We start from the raw sequence: 15110 nt of genomic DNA, 5'->3' as shown, positions 1-15110 counted from the left end.
TCCTTTCCGCTCCTACAAATATTCCTCAATTACTTTGAGCTTATTTTTATCCAATGGCTTCGTGATATAAGCCATCAGCTCCGGTGTATGCTGCACTTTTTGCATATCCCTTACATCTACAGAGGAGGAACACATAATAATCGGGATGGCGTTTTTGAGCGATGTTTTTAATCCTCTGTACGCTTCAATAAAATCCCATCCGTTCATCCGTTGCATATTCATATCAAGAATAATAAGAGAGGGCAATGTAGGCTGTGGAATGCTTGAGAGTTTCTCCAGCGCCTCTTCTGCGCAAAGGAAAGAGGTAACTACCAGGTCATTGCTTTGCTGCCCCAACATTTTTTTGATAATGAAATGAAAAATTTCATCATCATCTACAACGTACACTATTTTACTCATGTCTTCCATGCTTCAGTTTTAATTGGGCTTCTTATCTAATCCATTAATAACAAAAGGCTGCGCCAATAGACGATGGTTTGAGGGAAGAATCTATTACTTTGTTACCTTTTTTACAGCAATACAAAACCGGCGACTTCAGTATGCCATAAGTGGCTGAAATCAGTTTTCATAACTGTAAAAGCGGGTTTTAATTGGGCATTATAAATTGCCTGTCACATTCTTCTTCTCAAGCATTGGTCTGGGAACACAGTGGCCTCCGGCTATCTTTAATTATGCTAGCAAAGAACGTTAATTTAATTTTATTTTTATATATATCTTTTTGTCAATAACTAATCATTAACAAATTAGATAAGCGAAAAAAATATCAGGGAAAGAAGATAGAAAGCGTAAAAATGAGGGTCTGAAGCTGTAAAACGGAAATTTCAAGCAAATATTATAAAAAGCAAATGACCGGAGTAGATATGAATCCTAACTCCGGTCATTCGCTTTATGCTGTTAGCTAACAGCTAATTATTGATAACTATTAAAACAATCCACCTTTCTTCAGGGTCACTTTACCCTGGCCAATTTTGTAACCATTGTGGTAGATCTCAACAGAGTAGTCACCTGGTTTGAAATCGGAATTTTGTTTCCAATCCATAGGGACAGTTTGTTTCTGACCAGTTACATAGGCAACGGTTTTCTTGGCAGTGTATAATTTCTCTGTACCATCTTCCAGTGTGAAACGACCAGAACCCAGTGCTTCTACAGCCAGTGGAGCACCATCCGGAGCAGTGATCGCCACAAAGATTTCTTTGTCGCCGGAAGGAGCAATGCGGTTGTCGTCCAGGTCAAAGGTTACCCGCATCATATCCGCGCGTTTTGCTTTGCTGGTTTCAACTTCTTTGCCATTGTGCTTAACACGGATAGCCTGCAGCTTAATATTGGAGGCATGCAATACAGATCCGAGGTCCACTTTCTTATTCAGGCTGTCTTTTACAGTTGATACAGAGTCGCGTTCTTTGCGCGCCACATCTCTTTCACCAGCCAATACAATCTTCTCACCTTCCAGTCGCTCGATGGTTTGCTGATAACCTTCGATATTGGATTTCAGTTGCTCAATCAAACGACGGGCTTCTGCCAGTTGCGCCTGTGTAGCATTTTTGTTGCTCAGGATGCTGGAGATCCTGGCTTTCATATCCTGTATTTCCTTATCTTTTGTTTTAACAAGACTATCCATGCGGGTGTTCTGTGAAATCAGATCATCCAAACGGGCATTGGCTGCATTATATTCTTGTTGTAAAGCGTCACGTGAAGAAGAGATAGAATCTATCTGCGTGTTCTTTTGTACGAGTTGGTCGCTGGTTTTGTTTTTATCGTATAACATATATATCCACGTACCAGCTAATGCTGCGATTAAAATACCGTAAATTAGACCATTGCGGCTACGTGGTTTTTCTGGTCCGGGTGATCCCGGCGCAGGGGTATTAAATGTGTTCTCCGTCATAGTTGTKAGTTTTATGTTTAATTGTTATATGGTTAAAAATCGTCATTCAAAAGTAGTTATATTATTCATATTTTATAAATAGATATAAAACAGTTTTTCAATCGTGCTTCCAAATATTGCGTTAGATCAATTATTACTGCTGGACATAGAGACAACCCCGGCTGCTCCTGCGTTGGAACAATTATCTGATGATATGCAACAGCTCTGGCGTGACAAAATTGCAAAAACTGCGCCAGTTTCCGGAAATGAGGATGCTACATACGCGGACAGGGCCGGCATCTACGCTGAATTCGGGAAAATTGTCTGCATTTCCGTAGGCTTCTTCAGCCTGGAAAATAATCGCCATACTTTACGGCTGAAATCGTTTTATAATGATGATGAATCAGTTGTACTCAGCGGTTTTTTAGAATTAATTAATAAATTCTATGCGAAACACCCCCGCTTTCAGTTCGCCGGACATAATATCAAAGAATTTGATATTCCTTTTATTTGCAGGAGGTCTGTTATCCATCAATTATCTTTGCCCCAGCCATTACAGTTGCACGGATTCAAACCCTGGGAAGTTCCCATGCTCGATACCCTGCATCTGTGGCGCTTCGGGGACTTTAAACACTATATTTCCCTGAAACTCCTGACCGCCGTAATGGGCATTGAAACGCCTAAAGACGACATCGACGGCAGCATGGTAGCCAGCGTATACTGGGAACAGAAAGATCTCGAACGCATCGCCGCCTATTGCCAGAAAGATGTACTCGCAGTTGCACAGCTCATGCTGAAATTTAAACGACTGCCAGTGCTTAAACAGGAAGACATCGTTATTGTAAAATAGTAGCTGCCAATAGCTAAAAGTTAATACATGGATTATCAGGATATCATCAGGGATTGGAAACAACAGAAATTTAAGTCGCTATACTGGCTGGAAGGTGAGGAAGACTTTTTTATTGACCAGGTAACCAGCTATGCCGAACATGAACTGTTGCCAGAAGCCGAGAAAGGATTTAATCTCACTGTCCTTTACGGGAAAGATACCGACTGGAGCACCGTTATCAACGCCTGCCGCCGATATCCTATGTTCGCAGAACGACAAGTGGTACTGCTCAAAGAAGCACAGGCCATGCGCGACCTGCTTAAACTGGAAGCCTATATCGACAACCCCCTGTCTTCTACTGTATTTGTGGTAGCACATAAACAAGGCAAAATTGATGGCAGGAGCAAAATGGCGAAGCTCATTAAGGACAAAGGCGTACTCCTGTCTACCAAAAAATTATATGATAACCAACTGCCTGCCTGGGCAGAATCTTATGTGAGCAGCCGCGGACTGGCCATCTCACAAAAAGCGGCCATCCTGCTCGTAGATCATATCGGCAACGACCTTTCCCGTATCGCCAACGAAATAGATAAGCTGCTCGTAAACTTGCCAGCCCAGAAGAAAATCGATGAAAGCGATATCGAGAAATATGTGGGTATCAGTAAAGAATACAACGTATTTGAATTGCAGAATGCCGTTGGACAAAAAAACACGGCCAAAGTATTCAAGATCATCGCTTACTTTGCCGCCAACCCTAAAGCGGCTCCTATACAAATGACGCTGCCCGCCCTCTATAATTTCTTCGCGAAAGTAAATCTCATCTTCAGCGTAAAAGGCGCAGAGAAAGAAGTAGCAGCCGCACTGGGCGTGCATCCCTTCTTTGTAAAAGACTACATGAATGCTGCCAGACAATACGGTCCGGAGGGCACTGAAAAAGCGATCCTGCTGTTACATCAATATAACCTACGGAGTATAGGCATTAACGATAGTGGGGTAGAAGATGGAGAACTCATGAAAGAATTGATGTACAAGGTGATGAATTAAAATACTATCATTGCATTATAAATATTTATCATGCAAAGACTCTATGCTGTACTGAAGTGTATTATCTCCTTTTTTTCTGTAACAACAGGGGTGTTCCTGGTGATCAGTATCTTTCATCTCATGTTTTACACAAACAATCTTAAAGAATTCCATGGGATAGGCGAAAAAACGCTTGCCGGCCTGGTGTTACTGGGCCTTTTCTGGCTGGCCTACATCATGTGTCGGTTTGGCTACCGTTTGTTTATGCGTGTAAGGGCATCCGGAGATCTGAAACGTAAAAAGCCACTATCGCCAATAGGCAGAAAATTATGGGCAGCCATATACCTGATATCAGGCGCTTTGCTGATGATTGGATTTTTAGGAACTATAGACAAAGATCCTGCTGTAGCAGTCAAGCATCTGAAACCAGGTGATAATCTGCTGGTACAGTTCTGGAGTACCCTGGCAGTAATGCTTGTTGGCAGTGCGTTACTGTTAAGAAGTGGATATAAATTATGCAGACCGGTGAAAGAGACAGCTGCATTACCAGCACAACAGATCTAGATCTCTTTTGACAATATTTCCCTTGCCTGCGCCGAATCCTTATCCATCTGCACAATCAGGGCATTGGCGTGAAGGAGGAGAAATTATTACTAGATAATTTAATTACTGCTTGTTATGTCATTGGAAGGTAGAAAACTGTACAAAGTACTACTGGCATGTTTATGCTTCTTTTTGGGTAGTATTTTTATATTGATATTGTTGTTAAATGAACTAGCGGTGAATCCGATCCGGATTCTTCTGCCTACACATAAAGAGGAAGTTGTAAAACTGGTCATCAACATTGTGATAATCATTTTATTCCTATGGGGTGGTATTCGTTTAATGAAACGGCCCCAAAAGAAACAACAGCCCGTGGAATTGTTTGGAGAAGAGTTTTAAGTCAACCATCATTAGATTTTTCAAACATTGAAATCATCCGTATGCAACGTTTGTATGCTGTATTGAAGATTATCCTGGCCTTTTTGTGTATGCTCGCAGCCCTTATTTTTACACTAAGTGGGATAAGTGTTATTACCACTGGTTACTTTACAGAATTAGCGGGAATTCCAGAATTGATAGCAGGACTATTCGCGTTTGTTGTTCTTTTCGGATCTGTTTTTTTACTCGGGCGATGGGGTTATCGTTTGTTCATGCGCGTTAGGCAGTCAAAAGTACTGGCCCGTAAAAAGCCATTATCGCCCTTAAATCGGAAATTATTGGCTGTTTTATGCATCGTTACAGGGTTTATCCTGATAGTTTTGGATACAGTCAGCGTACTGACAAGACCCCGACTGGATGACAATATCAACGCCGCATATAATCAAGGCAGTATACTGGGTTATTGGGCAGGTGTGGTGTTACTATTGGCTGCCGGGATTTATTTAATGGTTATTGGTGGCCGTTTGTTGAAACCAGAAAGAGAGAAAATAGAATTGCTGGGAGAAGAATTTTAACCCAATCCCGCCAATATTTCTCTTGATTGCGCGGAATCCTTATCCATCTGCACAATCAGTGCATCAATGTTATCAAACTTCAGGTTGGAGCGGATATATGATTCGAAGTATACTGTTAGTTCCTGTCCGTACAAGTCTTCATTAAAATCAAAAAGATGCACTTCCAGTCGAAGGTCCGTACCGTTAAAAGTAGGACGGAAGCCGATGCTCATCACTGCCGGCAATAGCGTGCTATGGCCGCTTAACCCTACACGAACCGCATAAATGCCTTCCGCAGGAATCAGCTTTCTTTCATCGTTCAGGTGAAGATTGGCGGTGGGATAACCCAGCTGACGGCCCATCTTATCACCATGTACCACAGTGCCGGTCATGAAATAGGTGTAATTCAGTAATTCGTTGGCGAGGCTAATGTGGCCTTCCTGCAGGCTTTTACGGATTTTGGTAGAGCTTACAGTGAGGTCGTGTACTACCTGCTGCGGAATTTCAATCAGGGTAAAGCCATATTGTTGTTGCTCTGCTTCCAGCAGCTCCAGTCCGCCTTCCCGGTTGTGACCAAAACGGTGGTCATAGCCAATGATGATGGTATGAGGACGGAAACGGGCCACCAGAAAATCTTCCAGGTAGCTGCGGGCAGGCATTTCAGAAAACGATTTAGTAAAGGGTACTACCACGAGGTGATCAATACCAGCGCGCTCCAGCAGGGCGATCTTTTCTGGTAAAGTGGTGAGCAACCGGATATTATTCGGGCTGGGTAACAATACCTCCCGGGGATGCGGGTCAAAAGTAACAATAACGGTTTCGCCGTTACAGTCACGGGCGGCCTGCTCCAGTTGCTGGATAATGAAGCGATGGCCGGCATGTACGCCGTCGAAAGTGCCAATGGTAATAACAGCATTTCGAAATTCCGGTAAGTGGTCTAAGTCCCTGTGAACCTGCATAAAATTCAATACTATCAAAAACGCCGTGCAAATCTAACACATTCGGCGGGCATTCTGCGTGGAATCTGTTACTTTTGCAGCCTGAAGAGCATCTTTATTCAGTTTATTTTTTATTTACATACTTATTTATTTCCCGGTGGATAATAATATTTACGCCAAGCGCGGTGTTTCAGCAGGTAAGGAAGATGTGCATAATGCCATTAAGAATATTGATAAGGGACTTTTCCCTAAAGCATTCTGCAAAATAGTCCCTGATATTTTAGGGGGCGACGAGGAATATTGCAATATTATGCACGCAGATGGTGCTGGTACCAAATCCTCCCTGGCTTACATTTATTGGAAAGAAACCGGTGACCTGGGTGTCTGGAGAGGCATTGCCCAGGATGCGATTATCATGAACATGGACGACCTGCTTTGCGTAGGCGCCACCGATAATATCCTGTTATCGTCCACTATTGGCCGTAACAAACAGCTGTTGCCAGGCGAAGTAATTGCTGCTATCATCAATGGTACAGAAGAAATTCTGGCGGAATTGCGCAGCCATGGTATCAGTATCTATTCTACCGGTGGTGAAACCGCTGATGTGGGTGACCTGGTGCGTACCATCATCGTAGATTCTACCGTTACCTGCCGCATGAAAAAATCCGACGTGATTTCTAACGATCGTATTCAGGCGGGTGATGTAGTAGTAGGATTGGCCTCTTACGGACAAGCCACCTACGAATCTGAATACAACGGCGGTATGGGTAGCAATGGTTTGACCAGCGCCCGTCATGATGTATTTAACAAAGCGTTGGCCGAAAAATTCCCGGAAAGCTTTGATCCGAATATTCCTTTTGAACTGGTGTTCAGCGGTAAAAAATCGTTGACTGATAAAATTGATATCGAAGGATTTGGTGCAGTAGATGCCGGTAAGTTGGTATTATCTCCCACCCGTACTTACGCGCCGGTGATTAAAAAAGTGCTGGAGCAATTCCGTCCGCAAATACATGGTATGGTGCATTGCAGCGGTGGTGCACAAACCAAAGTGCTGCATTTTATTGAGCAGTTACATGTAATTAAAGATAACCTGTTCCCGGTTCCTCCATTGTTCAAACTGATCCAGGAACAATCCGGTACACCATGGAAAGAAATGTACCAGGTGTTTAACATGGGCCATAGAATGGAACTGTATGTACCTGCTGAAATTGCAGATGATATCATTGCTATTTCTAAAAGCTTTAATATCGATGCACAAATTATTGGTAGAGTAGAAGCAGCACCAGAGAAGAAAGTAACGGTGATAGCGCCTGCAGGTACATTTGTGTATTAATCAATAAATCATTTAATAGAAGCAGTCTCTTTTAACGGGGACTGCTTTTTTATATAGATGAATACCGCACGTAATTCCATAAAAAAGTCCCGGTAGAAACCGGGACATATTGATTGTTGTTTTTAGTGTTGCTTGTTCTTATAATATTATTCCTGAATTGTAAATCTTATGGGTAAATTAAATTGCACGGCCACTACACGTCCATTCTGTTTACCTGGAGTCCATCTGGGCATCTCTTTCACTACTCTGATAGCTTCTTCTTCCAGGCCGTTACCTTTTTGAGCACCTACTGTTTTAACGTCGTTGACGGTACCATCATTGTTGATAACGTATTGTACAAACACAGTTCCCTTTGTATTATGTTCCTGGGCGGCTCTTGGGTAGCGAATGTTGTGGGAGAGATATTTAGCCAGTGCTTCTTCTCCGCCTGGGAAAGTAGGTGGTTGATCTACGAAGGTGAATATTTCTTCCTTGCTATTGGGCAGCGTGAATTGTACCTTGGCTGGTTCCAGTTGAAAACGTATAGGTAAATTGAACTGCACGGCCACGTTTCTACCGTTTTGGCGACCAGGTGTCCATTTAGGCATGCTCTTTACCACGCGTATGGCTTCTTCTTCCAGGCCATTGCCTTTTTTGGCGCCTATTGTTTTCACGTCTTTGATAGTACCATCTTTGTCAACTACAAACTGAACGAAAACTGTTCCCGCAGTATTTTTCTCGTAGGCAGTTTTGGGATACCGGATGTAGTGTGACAGGAACTTCGCCAGCGAGTCTTCACCACCTTTGAACACCGGAGGTTGTTCTACGAACGTGAATATTTCATTGGAGGTGTTAACTGGTTTGGCCTTTTTGACAGGCGTGGTATCGCCCAGTGGTATGGTAGCTGCAACTTCCGGTGTTGCTGGTTCATGCTTGTTGGTGGAGGCAAGCACCCGAATGGCGGATGGGTGCTTGTCGGCCACAAAAGCGAGTGAACAGAAAATGAATGCGGCCAGCGGCAGAACCAGTATACGTCTGAGGTAACTGAACCGGGGCGTGTAAAAATGTGTCAGCATAAGGATTCTTCGTTTTATTGGCGGATGGAAAAAATCGTTCGTAAAACTGAATTGCTTGCTTTGAAAGGCCATCTGCAGAATGGTTTGGGCGTAGCCTGCTACTTCTTCTCCGGCTGCTTTTTTATCGGCCAGGAATTCGTGTACCAGGGCAAGTTCCCGTTTGATCAGGTGAAAGAAGGGATTGATCCAGCAGATTGCTGTCACTATTTCCATAAAAAGCTTATCGGTGCTGTGTTTTTCCTGCAGGTGTACCAACTCGTGTTTCAGGATTTGTTGGCCTTCAGGGCTGTTGAGCGAGGTGTTGGAGCCCCAGAATATATAGGTAAAGAAAGAAAAGGGAGCTTTAATATCGTTGTTTTCCACGAAGTGGTAGGGAGGTACCTGCTGTACCTGGCTGCGTTTGATCAGTTTTTTAATMTTCACGAGGCTTACCAGGATACGGGTAATTAGTAATGCAATGACCAGCATATATCCGGTGTTCATCAGCATGGCGGAGTTGATGACTGGATTGGCGGGTGGTATCACTGATTCCCGCAGGGTAATGATGCGGGTAGTATAAGTAAGTACGGTGGAGGGCTCCGGTGTTTCGGGGCCGGGCAAAGGTATCTGCAGCAGTGGTGTGAGCAGCGATACGATGGTGATCAGTACCAGGTAATAGCGGTTCCATTGGTGGAAGCGGTTATTACGCAACGCTATATAATAATATGCATACAATACAGCGGAGCATACAATCACTTTGGCGAGGTAGGTGAGCAGCACTGTCATGATTTGGGTTTTTGTGCGTCTTTAATATTTTGTACCAGTTTCTCTAATTCAGAGATGCTTAATTCCTTTTCTTTCACAAAAAAAGACACCATATTACTGAAAGAGCCATCAAAATATCCTTTTACGATGTTGTTCACGGTTTTATGGCTATAGGCGTCTTTGGTGACCAGTGCAAAGTATTGGTGTGATTTACCATAGGCCTTGAAGTCTGCAAATCCTTTTTCGATCAGGATTTTGATCAGGGTAGATACCGTGTTGTAATGGGGTTTGGGTTCCGGCATTACTTCAATTATATCTTTTACGAAGGCGGGACCTGTTTCCCATAGTGCCTGCATAATCTGCTCTTCGGCTTTGGTAAGCTGTTTCATAACTAGTGGTGTTTGTAATTCTAAGTTAAAACTAAATATTTAGTTTAACAACTATTTTTTTAGTTTTTATGAGATGGATACCTGCGGAGAATATTTGACATATTAACACAACGAGTTATTTTTTAATTAGTTATTTTTGCCCGCAACAGATGTAAAAACAGCAAGGACATGACGCCTGAACAACCTATCATACAATTAACCAACGCGAGCATATACCAGGGGCATTCATTGATTTTATCAGATGTGAATATCACTGTGAATAAGGGAGAATTTGTTTATCTCATTGGTAAGACTGGTACAGGAAAATCCAGTCTGCTAAAGACTTTGTATGGTGATTTGCCATTAAATGATGGTACGGGGCAGGTAGTTGGTTTCGACTTGAAGAAGATGGATTGGAAAAAAGTGCCGTATCTTCGCCGAAATCTGGGTGTGGTATTCCAGGATTTTCAGTTATTGACAGACCGCAATGTGCACGATAACTTAAAATTCGCTTTACGGGCTACTGGCTGGCAAGATCCGAAGGAAATGGAGACTAAGATTGCCGATGTACTGGAGAAGGTTGGATTAGGTACCAAGGGTTTTAAAATGCCTTATGAGCTTTCAGGTGGAGAGCAGCAGCGTATAGATATAGCGCGTGCCATGCTCAATTCGCCTAAGCTGATTCTGGCAGATGAGCCTACGGGTAATCTTGATCCGGAAACTTCCGATGGTATTATGCAGTTATTATTCCGTATTTGCCGGGAGGGAACAGCCATAGTAATGGCCACACATGATTATATTGTATTACAAAAATTCCCGTCGAGAGTACTGCGTACTGAAAATGGGCATGTAACAGATAATGCTGCTGTGAATTTTTCTTCTTAGGAGTTGTTGAAGGAGAAAAGGTTACAAATATTCATTATCACTCATTTATTATTAATTTCGGGTTAATTGGTAATTCCTATTTTTTAAATTACCTTTGCACCGGAAAAATAGCGACAAAAAACATTATTATTACTTATTATTTTTAAAGATGTCTTACTTAACTGTTGAAAAGAAAGYCAATATTTTTAAGGAATTTGGTGGAAGCGAAAAAAATACAGGCTCTTCGGAAGCACAAATTGCTCTGCTGACTGAGCGTATCAACAGCATTTCCGGTCACCTGAAACAAAACAAAAAGGACTTTTCTACCCACCGCGGTTTGATGAAAATGGTTGGCCAGAGAAAGCGTTTGCTCTCTTATTTATCTAAAACCAACCTCACAGGCTATCGTGCCCTCATCGAGAAGTTAGGTATCAGAAAATAACCACGACTTATTTATAGCGCTATTCCCAACTTTTTAGGTTGGGAATAGTTTTTTTGTATGTATACCTTTTGTTATTCCTTAGGGATCAAAAAAGGATAACTTTATTTTTAATCCTCACTTTATTATGAATCTGACACCTATTTCAGTGAAGTTCGATATAGGAGACGGTCGTATGGTGACCATCGAAACCGGTAAGTTGGCCCGTCAGGCTGATGGTGCGGTTACGGTGCGTTTAGGGAATGCAATTTTGCTGGCCACTGTGGTAGCAAATAAAGAACCCAAACCAGGCCAGTCATTCTTCCCCCTTACAGTTGATTATCAGGAAAAATTCGCGTCTGCCGGCCGCATACCCGGTTCCTTTTTCAAGCGTGAAGGCCGGTTGTCTGATTCTGAGGTATTGATCTCCCGTTTGATTGATCGCGCATTGCGCCCCCTGTTCCCCGACAACTATTTATGTGAAGTACAGGTACTTGTTACCCTGATATCTTCCGATCCTGAAGTAATGCCAGATGCACTCGCATGTTTGGCTGCTTCAGCTGCATTGGCTGTTTCCGACGTTCCCATCCAGGAAATTATTTCTGAAGTACGTGTTGCACGTATCGATGGTAAACTCGTGATCAACCCTAACCGTACTGAACTGGCGAAAGCTGACATGGACTTCATTATCGGTGCTACCGATAAGAACATCATGATGGTGGAAGGTGAAAGTAAAGAATGCCAGGAAGAAGACCTGATCAACGCTATTGAGGCTGCACACGCTGCCATCAAAGTACAGGTAAAAGCGCAGGAAGAACTGCGTGATTTGAAAGGTGTGAAAGGCAAACGTGAATACGCACAACCTCACCAGAACGAAGAACTGAAAGCGAAAGTAGAAGCTTTTGCTAAAGATAAAATTTACCAGGTAGCTAAATCTGCTTCCGCTAAGCACGATCGCAGTGATGCATTCGCAGCTATTGGCGTTGAGCTGAAAGAACACCTGGGCGAATTGCCGGAAGAAGATCAACCGCTGGTAAAAGAATACCTGCATGATCTGGAAAAAGAAGTGATCCGTAACATGATCCTGGATGAATCCGTTCGTCTGGATGGTCGTGCACTGGATCAGGTTCGTCCGCTGGCAATGGAAACAGATATCCTGCCTTCTCCGCACGGTTCTGCCCTGTTTACCCGTGGTGAAACACAGTCCCTGACTACTGTTACCCTGGGTACTCCGGAAGATGAACTGCTGATCGAATCGGCAGCTGTTTCTAACTACTCCAAATTCATCCTGCATTACAATTTCCCTCCGTTCTCTACGGGTGAAGTGAAAATGATGCGCGGTCCCGGCCGTCGTGAAGTTGGACACGGTAACCTGGCGATGCGCTCCCTGAAGCAAATGATGCCAGGCAGCGACTACGCTTACACCGTGCGTGTAGTATCTGATATCCTCGAATCAAATGGTTCTTCCTCCATGGCTACCGTATGTGCTGGTTCACTGGCACTGATGGACGCAGGGGTACCTTTGCCTAAACACGTTTCCGGTGTGGCAATGGGTCTGATCTCCCGCGCTTCCGATGGTAAATGGGCGGTATTAACCGACATCCTGGGCGATGAAGATCACCTGGGTGATATGGACTTTAAAGTAACTGGTACCCGCGATGGTATTGTTGGTATCCAGATGGACATTAAAGTAGATGGTTTAAGCATGGATGTAATGCGCTCTGCACTGGCTCAGGCTAAGAAAGGTCGCTTACACATTGTGGAAGCTATGTACGAAGCATTCCCTGCTGCCCGTCCTGAACCTAAACCACATGCACCACGCATGGAGAAAATTATCATCGACCGTGAATTTATCGGCGCTGTAATCGGACCCGGTGGTAAAATCATTCAGGAAATTCAACGCGAAACCGGTACTACCATCAACATCGAAGAAGTGGGTGAAACCGGTGAAGTAAGCATCTTCTCTGCACAGAAAGAAAGTCTCGATAAAGCAGTAGCATGGGTTAAAGGCATCATTGCAGTACCTGAAGTAGGGGAAGTATATGAGTCTGTAGTAAAATCCATCATGCCTTATGGTGCTTTTGTTGAGTTCATGCCTGGTAAACAAGGTTTGCTCCACATCTCTGAAGTTTCCTGGAAACGCCTGGAAACTATGGAAGGTGTACTGACAGAAGGTGAGAAAGTAAAAGTGAAACTGACTGGTACCGATCCTAAAACTGGTAAGTTTAAGCTGAGCCGCAAAGTGCTGATGCCTAAACCAGAAGGTTATGTGGAAAGACCAGAACGTGAAGAGCGTGGCGAACGTGATTTCCGTGACGACAGACGTGGTGGTGGCGACAGACGTGGTCCCCGTGACGACAGACGTGGCGGTGATGACAGACGCGGTGGTGGCGACAGAGGCGACAGACGTGATTTCAACCGTGATGGTAACCGTGGTGGCGGAAATTACAATTCCGGTAACGACAAGCCACAGGAGCCAACTTTCGATGCTGAATAAGCACTGTTATAGCTAGCAGATAACTGAAATTAAATAAAAAAGAAAGCAGTCACTTTGGTGGCTGCTTTCTTTTTTTTGCTTTATGCTATCTCTTAGTCAATTGTTCTACCCGGAAAGTACTTTCTCTGAAAATCTCTTTGCCACTATTCATGCGGAATACACGGTAGTTACTACCCTGAATAGGTTCTGCAATCATTTTGTAGATGGGCTGCACTGCCTTTGTCATGCGGTCAATTACTCTCAGTGAGCCGGCCGCGAGCAGGTCAGGCAGTATTTCTTCTACATAGGGCAACATAATGCCGCCATCTTCTGCCCATAGCATATTCATTTTGCCGGTACTGTAGTTGAAGTCTTTGTTGGTGCTGTCTTCCAGGTAACAATAGGCCTTCAGAAAGTGATTACCCATATCAATGGCATTGAGGCGGGAAAGCTGTACACTGTTGAATACTTTATTACTGTACCTGGCATTCCGGAGTGTGGTATCCATGGTAGCCATATAGTCACGGAGATGGCTGCGGTCAAAAATCAATATTACATTCTCGGTCTGATACATAATAGAGTCGGCGATGGGTTCCAGCGGTTGGCGAACTTTAATCACCTGGGCCATACCGGACAGGGATAATACCACGCCGGCCAGCAGGAGGAATAGTGCTTTCATAGGATATTTTATATTATTTATTAATCAAATATAAGAAGCAGAAAGCAGAAAGCAAAAAGCAGAAAGCTATTGTAGTGGTTGATCAAAGCGAAATATATCCGCAATTGTCATTCGCTGCAATAGCTTTCTGCTTTTTGCTTTCTGCTTTCTGCTTACCTTTGTGAGCTATGTCTTATATTGCTATTACAATGCGTACAGGTGCGGAGCAGTTCGACCTGTTGATTGCGCAGTTATCGGAGTTGAATTATGAAGGGTTTGAAGAGCAGACCGATCATTTGATTGCCTATATTCCGGAAGCTGACTTTGAGGAGGCGGCCTTGCAGGAAATCCTGGGAGGGCACGGGGTCACCTATACGAAGGAAACGATTTTGCCGGTGAACTGGAATGCGGTGTGGGAAAGCAATTTTGAGCCAGTACAGGTAGACGATTTTTGTGGTATCCGTGCTGATTTTCATCCGCCGTTTACACCAGCGCCTGCTTATGAAATAGTGATTACGCCCAAAATGGCCTTTGGTACAGGGCATCATGCCACCACTGCGTCTATGATCAAGCTGATGCAGGACATTAATTTTCCGGGGAAGAAAGTATTMGACTTTGGGACGGGTACCGGTATTTTAGCTATTTTGGCCGAGATGATGGGAGCCGCTACTGTAGATGCTATTGACTATGATGAATGGGCGGTGAACAACACCGAAGAAAACATCACTGCCAACCAGATGCACAAAGTAAAAGTTTGGCAGGCGGACCAACTTGATGCTATTACCGAAAAATATGATATATTGCTGGCGAATATCAACTGTAACATCTTATTGCGGTTTATGGGGGATATGCACAGCCTGATTGTACCTGGAGGCAAATTATTGTTGAGTGGCATTTTACCAACTGATGAAACCGTTATTGTAGCTGCGGCAGAGGCCCAGGGTTTCAGAAAAGAGCGCAAAATAGAAAAGGATAACTGGCTAGCCCTGCAATTTGCAGTCCCTGTATCATAATAGATTAAAAGTTACATATAAAAAGTGTTGATAATCCAACTTTTGTGTTACA

Annotated in this window: 15 protein-coding genes; 9 read left to right on the top strand and 6 right to left on the bottom strand. The window is 43.6% G+C overall.

Annotated features, from left to right (window positions below):
* Positions 1–12 precede the first annotated feature (12 nt).
* Positions 13–408, bottom strand: a complete 396-nt coding sequence (locus tag AC1DFM_RS04160) for a response regulator (protein WP_477075463.1) — start codon at positions 406–408, stop codon at positions 13–15.
* Positions 409–922: 514 nt separating this feature from the next.
* Entirely contained in the window at positions 923–1885 is a 963-nt protein-coding gene (locus AC1DFM_RS04155; RefSeq protein ID WP_477075462.1) for a zinc ribbon domain-containing protein, read from the bottom strand.
* Positions 1886–1988: 103 nt separating this feature from the next.
* Here AC1DFM_RS04155 and AC1DFM_RS04150 point away from each other — a divergent pair, with 103 nt between their 5' ends.
* From AC1DFM_RS04150 to AC1DFM_RS04135, 4 genes are all read left to right on the top strand, one after another.
* Positions 1989–2714 carry a ribonuclease H-like domain-containing protein gene (locus AC1DFM_RS04150; protein WP_477075461.1) on the top strand — a complete coding sequence of 242 codons (726 nt, stop codon included), beginning with the start codon at positions 1989–1991 and terminating at the stop codon, positions 2712–2714.
* Positions 2715–2741: 27 nt separating this feature from the next.
* The gene (gene holA, locus AC1DFM_RS04145) at positions 2742–3737 is read left to right on the top strand and encodes a DNA polymerase III subunit delta (RefSeq protein WP_477075460.1); all 996 of its coding nucleotides are present in this window, start codon (positions 2742–2744) and stop codon (positions 3735–3737) included.
* A gap of 30 nt (positions 3738–3767) precedes the next feature.
* Complete coding sequence (locus AC1DFM_RS04140) at positions 3768–4280, top strand: hypothetical protein (protein WP_477075459.1); 513 nt, start codon at positions 3768–3770, stop codon at positions 4278–4280.
* A gap of 302 nt (positions 4281–4582) precedes the next feature.
* Entirely contained in the window at positions 4583–5212 is a 630-nt protein-coding gene (locus AC1DFM_RS04135) for a hypothetical protein (protein ID WP_477075458.1), read from the top strand.
* Here the strand turns inward: AC1DFM_RS04135 and AC1DFM_RS04130 are convergent.
* Positions 5209–6150: a bifunctional riboflavin kinase/FAD synthetase gene (locus tag AC1DFM_RS04130; protein ID WP_477075457.1), complete on the bottom strand. Its 942-nt coding sequence runs from the start codon at positions 6148–6150 to the stop codon at positions 5209–5211. The two genes, AC1DFM_RS04135 and AC1DFM_RS04130, sit on opposite strands and share 4 nt — an antisense overlap.
* Positions 6151–6286: 136 nt before the next feature.
* On the opposite strand from AC1DFM_RS04130, the gene AC1DFM_RS04125 reads away from it, so the two are divergent.
* Positions 6287–7462, top strand: a complete 1176-nt coding sequence (locus AC1DFM_RS04125) for an AIR synthase related protein (protein WP_477075456.1) — start codon at positions 6287–6289, stop codon at positions 7460–7462.
* 146 nt (positions 7463–7608) lie between these two features.
* Here AC1DFM_RS04125 and AC1DFM_RS04120 read toward each other — a convergent pair whose 3' ends face one another.
* The gene (locus AC1DFM_RS04120; RefSeq protein ID WP_477075455.1) at positions 7609–9282 is read right to left on the bottom strand and encodes a TonB family protein; all 1674 of its coding nucleotides are present in this window, start codon (positions 9280–9282) and stop codon (positions 7609–7611) included.
* Positions 9279–9650 carry a BlaI/MecI/CopY family transcriptional regulator gene (locus AC1DFM_RS04115; protein WP_477075454.1) on the bottom strand — a complete coding sequence of 124 codons (372 nt, stop codon included), beginning with the start codon at positions 9648–9650 and terminating at the stop codon, positions 9279–9281. The genes AC1DFM_RS04120 and AC1DFM_RS04115 overlap by 4 nt, the downstream gene beginning before the upstream one ends.
* A 168-nt stretch (positions 9651–9818) precedes the next feature.
* Between AC1DFM_RS04115 and AC1DFM_RS04110 the strand changes: the two genes are divergently transcribed.
* From AC1DFM_RS04110 to AC1DFM_RS04100, 3 genes are all read left to right on the top strand, one after another.
* Positions 9819–10514 (top strand): cell division ATP-binding protein FtsE, encoded by a 696-nt coding sequence (locus AC1DFM_RS04110; protein ID WP_477075453.1) that lies wholly within the window; start codon positions 9819–9821, stop codon positions 10512–10514.
* Between the two features lie 148 nt (positions 10515–10662).
* Positions 10663–10935 carry a 30S ribosomal protein S15 gene (gene rpsO / locus AC1DFM_RS04105; protein ID WP_477075452.1) on the top strand — a complete coding sequence of 91 codons (273 nt, stop codon included), beginning with the start codon at positions 10663–10665 and terminating at the stop codon, positions 10933–10935.
* A 124-nt stretch (positions 10936–11059) separates the two neighbouring features.
* Positions 11060–13408 (top strand): polyribonucleotide nucleotidyltransferase, encoded by a 2349-nt coding sequence (locus AC1DFM_RS04100; RefSeq protein ID WP_477075451.1) that lies wholly within the window; start codon positions 11060–11062, stop codon positions 13406–13408.
* Positions 13409–13493: 85 nt separating this feature from the next.
* On the opposite strand, the gene AC1DFM_RS04095 is transcribed toward AC1DFM_RS04100, so the two are convergent.
* The gene (locus AC1DFM_RS04095) at positions 13494–14066 is read right to left on the bottom strand and encodes a hypothetical protein (RefSeq protein WP_477075450.1); all 573 of its coding nucleotides are present in this window, start codon (positions 14064–14066) and stop codon (positions 13494–13496) included.
* 167 nt (positions 14067–14233) lie between these two features.
* On the opposite strand from AC1DFM_RS04095, the gene prmA reads away from it, so the two are divergent.
* Positions 14234–15058: a 50S ribosomal protein L11 methyltransferase gene (gene prmA, locus AC1DFM_RS04090; RefSeq protein ID WP_477075449.1), complete on the top strand. Its 825-nt coding sequence runs from the start codon at positions 14234–14236 to the stop codon at positions 15056–15058.
* Positions 15059–15110 lie beyond the last annotated feature (52 nt).

The sequence above is a fragment of the Chitinophaga sp. 05T412 genome, from assembly GCF_056396465.1.
The sequence above is the reverse complement of the archived record's forward strand: the minus strand, read 5'-3'. Positions and strand labels throughout refer to the sequence as shown.

What these genes read in the sequence shown, in the direction of transcription:
- AC1DFM_RS04160 (WP_477075463.1), bottom strand. Translation starts at nt 408, where the DNA reads ATGGAAGACATGAGTAAAATAGTGTACGTTGTAGATGATGATGAAATT.
- AC1DFM_RS04155 (WP_477075462.1), bottom strand. Translation starts at nt 1,885, where the DNA reads ATGACGGAGAACACATTTAATACCCCTGCGCCGGGATCACCCGGACCA.
- holA (WP_477075460.1), top strand. Translation starts at nt 2,742, where the DNA reads ATGGATTATCAGGATATCATCAGGGATTGGAAACAACAGAAATTTAAG.
- AC1DFM_RS04140 (WP_477075459.1), top strand. Translation starts at nt 3,768, where the DNA reads ATGCAAAGACTCTATGCTGTACTGAAGTGTATTATCTCCTTTTTTTCT.
- AC1DFM_RS04135 (WP_477075458.1), top strand. Translation starts at nt 4,583, where the DNA reads ATGGGGTGGTATTCGTTTAATGAAACGGCCCCAAAAGAAACAACAGCC.
- AC1DFM_RS04130 (WP_477075457.1), bottom strand. Translation starts at nt 6,150, where the DNA reads ATGCAGGTTCACAGGGACTTAGACCACTTACCGGAATTTCGAAATGCT.
- AC1DFM_RS04115 (WP_477075454.1), bottom strand. Translation starts at nt 9,650, where the DNA reads ATGAAACAGCTTACCAAAGCCGAAGAGCAGATTATGCAGGCACTATGG.
- AC1DFM_RS04110 (WP_477075453.1), top strand. Translation starts at nt 9,819, where the DNA reads ATGACGCCTGAACAACCTATCATACAATTAACCAACGCGAGCATATAC.
- AC1DFM_RS04100 (WP_477075451.1), top strand. Translation starts at nt 11,060, where the DNA reads ATGAATCTGACACCTATTTCAGTGAAGTTCGATATAGGAGACGGTCGT.
- AC1DFM_RS04095 (WP_477075450.1), bottom strand. Translation starts at nt 14,066, where the DNA reads ATGAAAGCACTATTCCTCCTGCTGGCCGGCGTGGTATTATCCCTGTCC.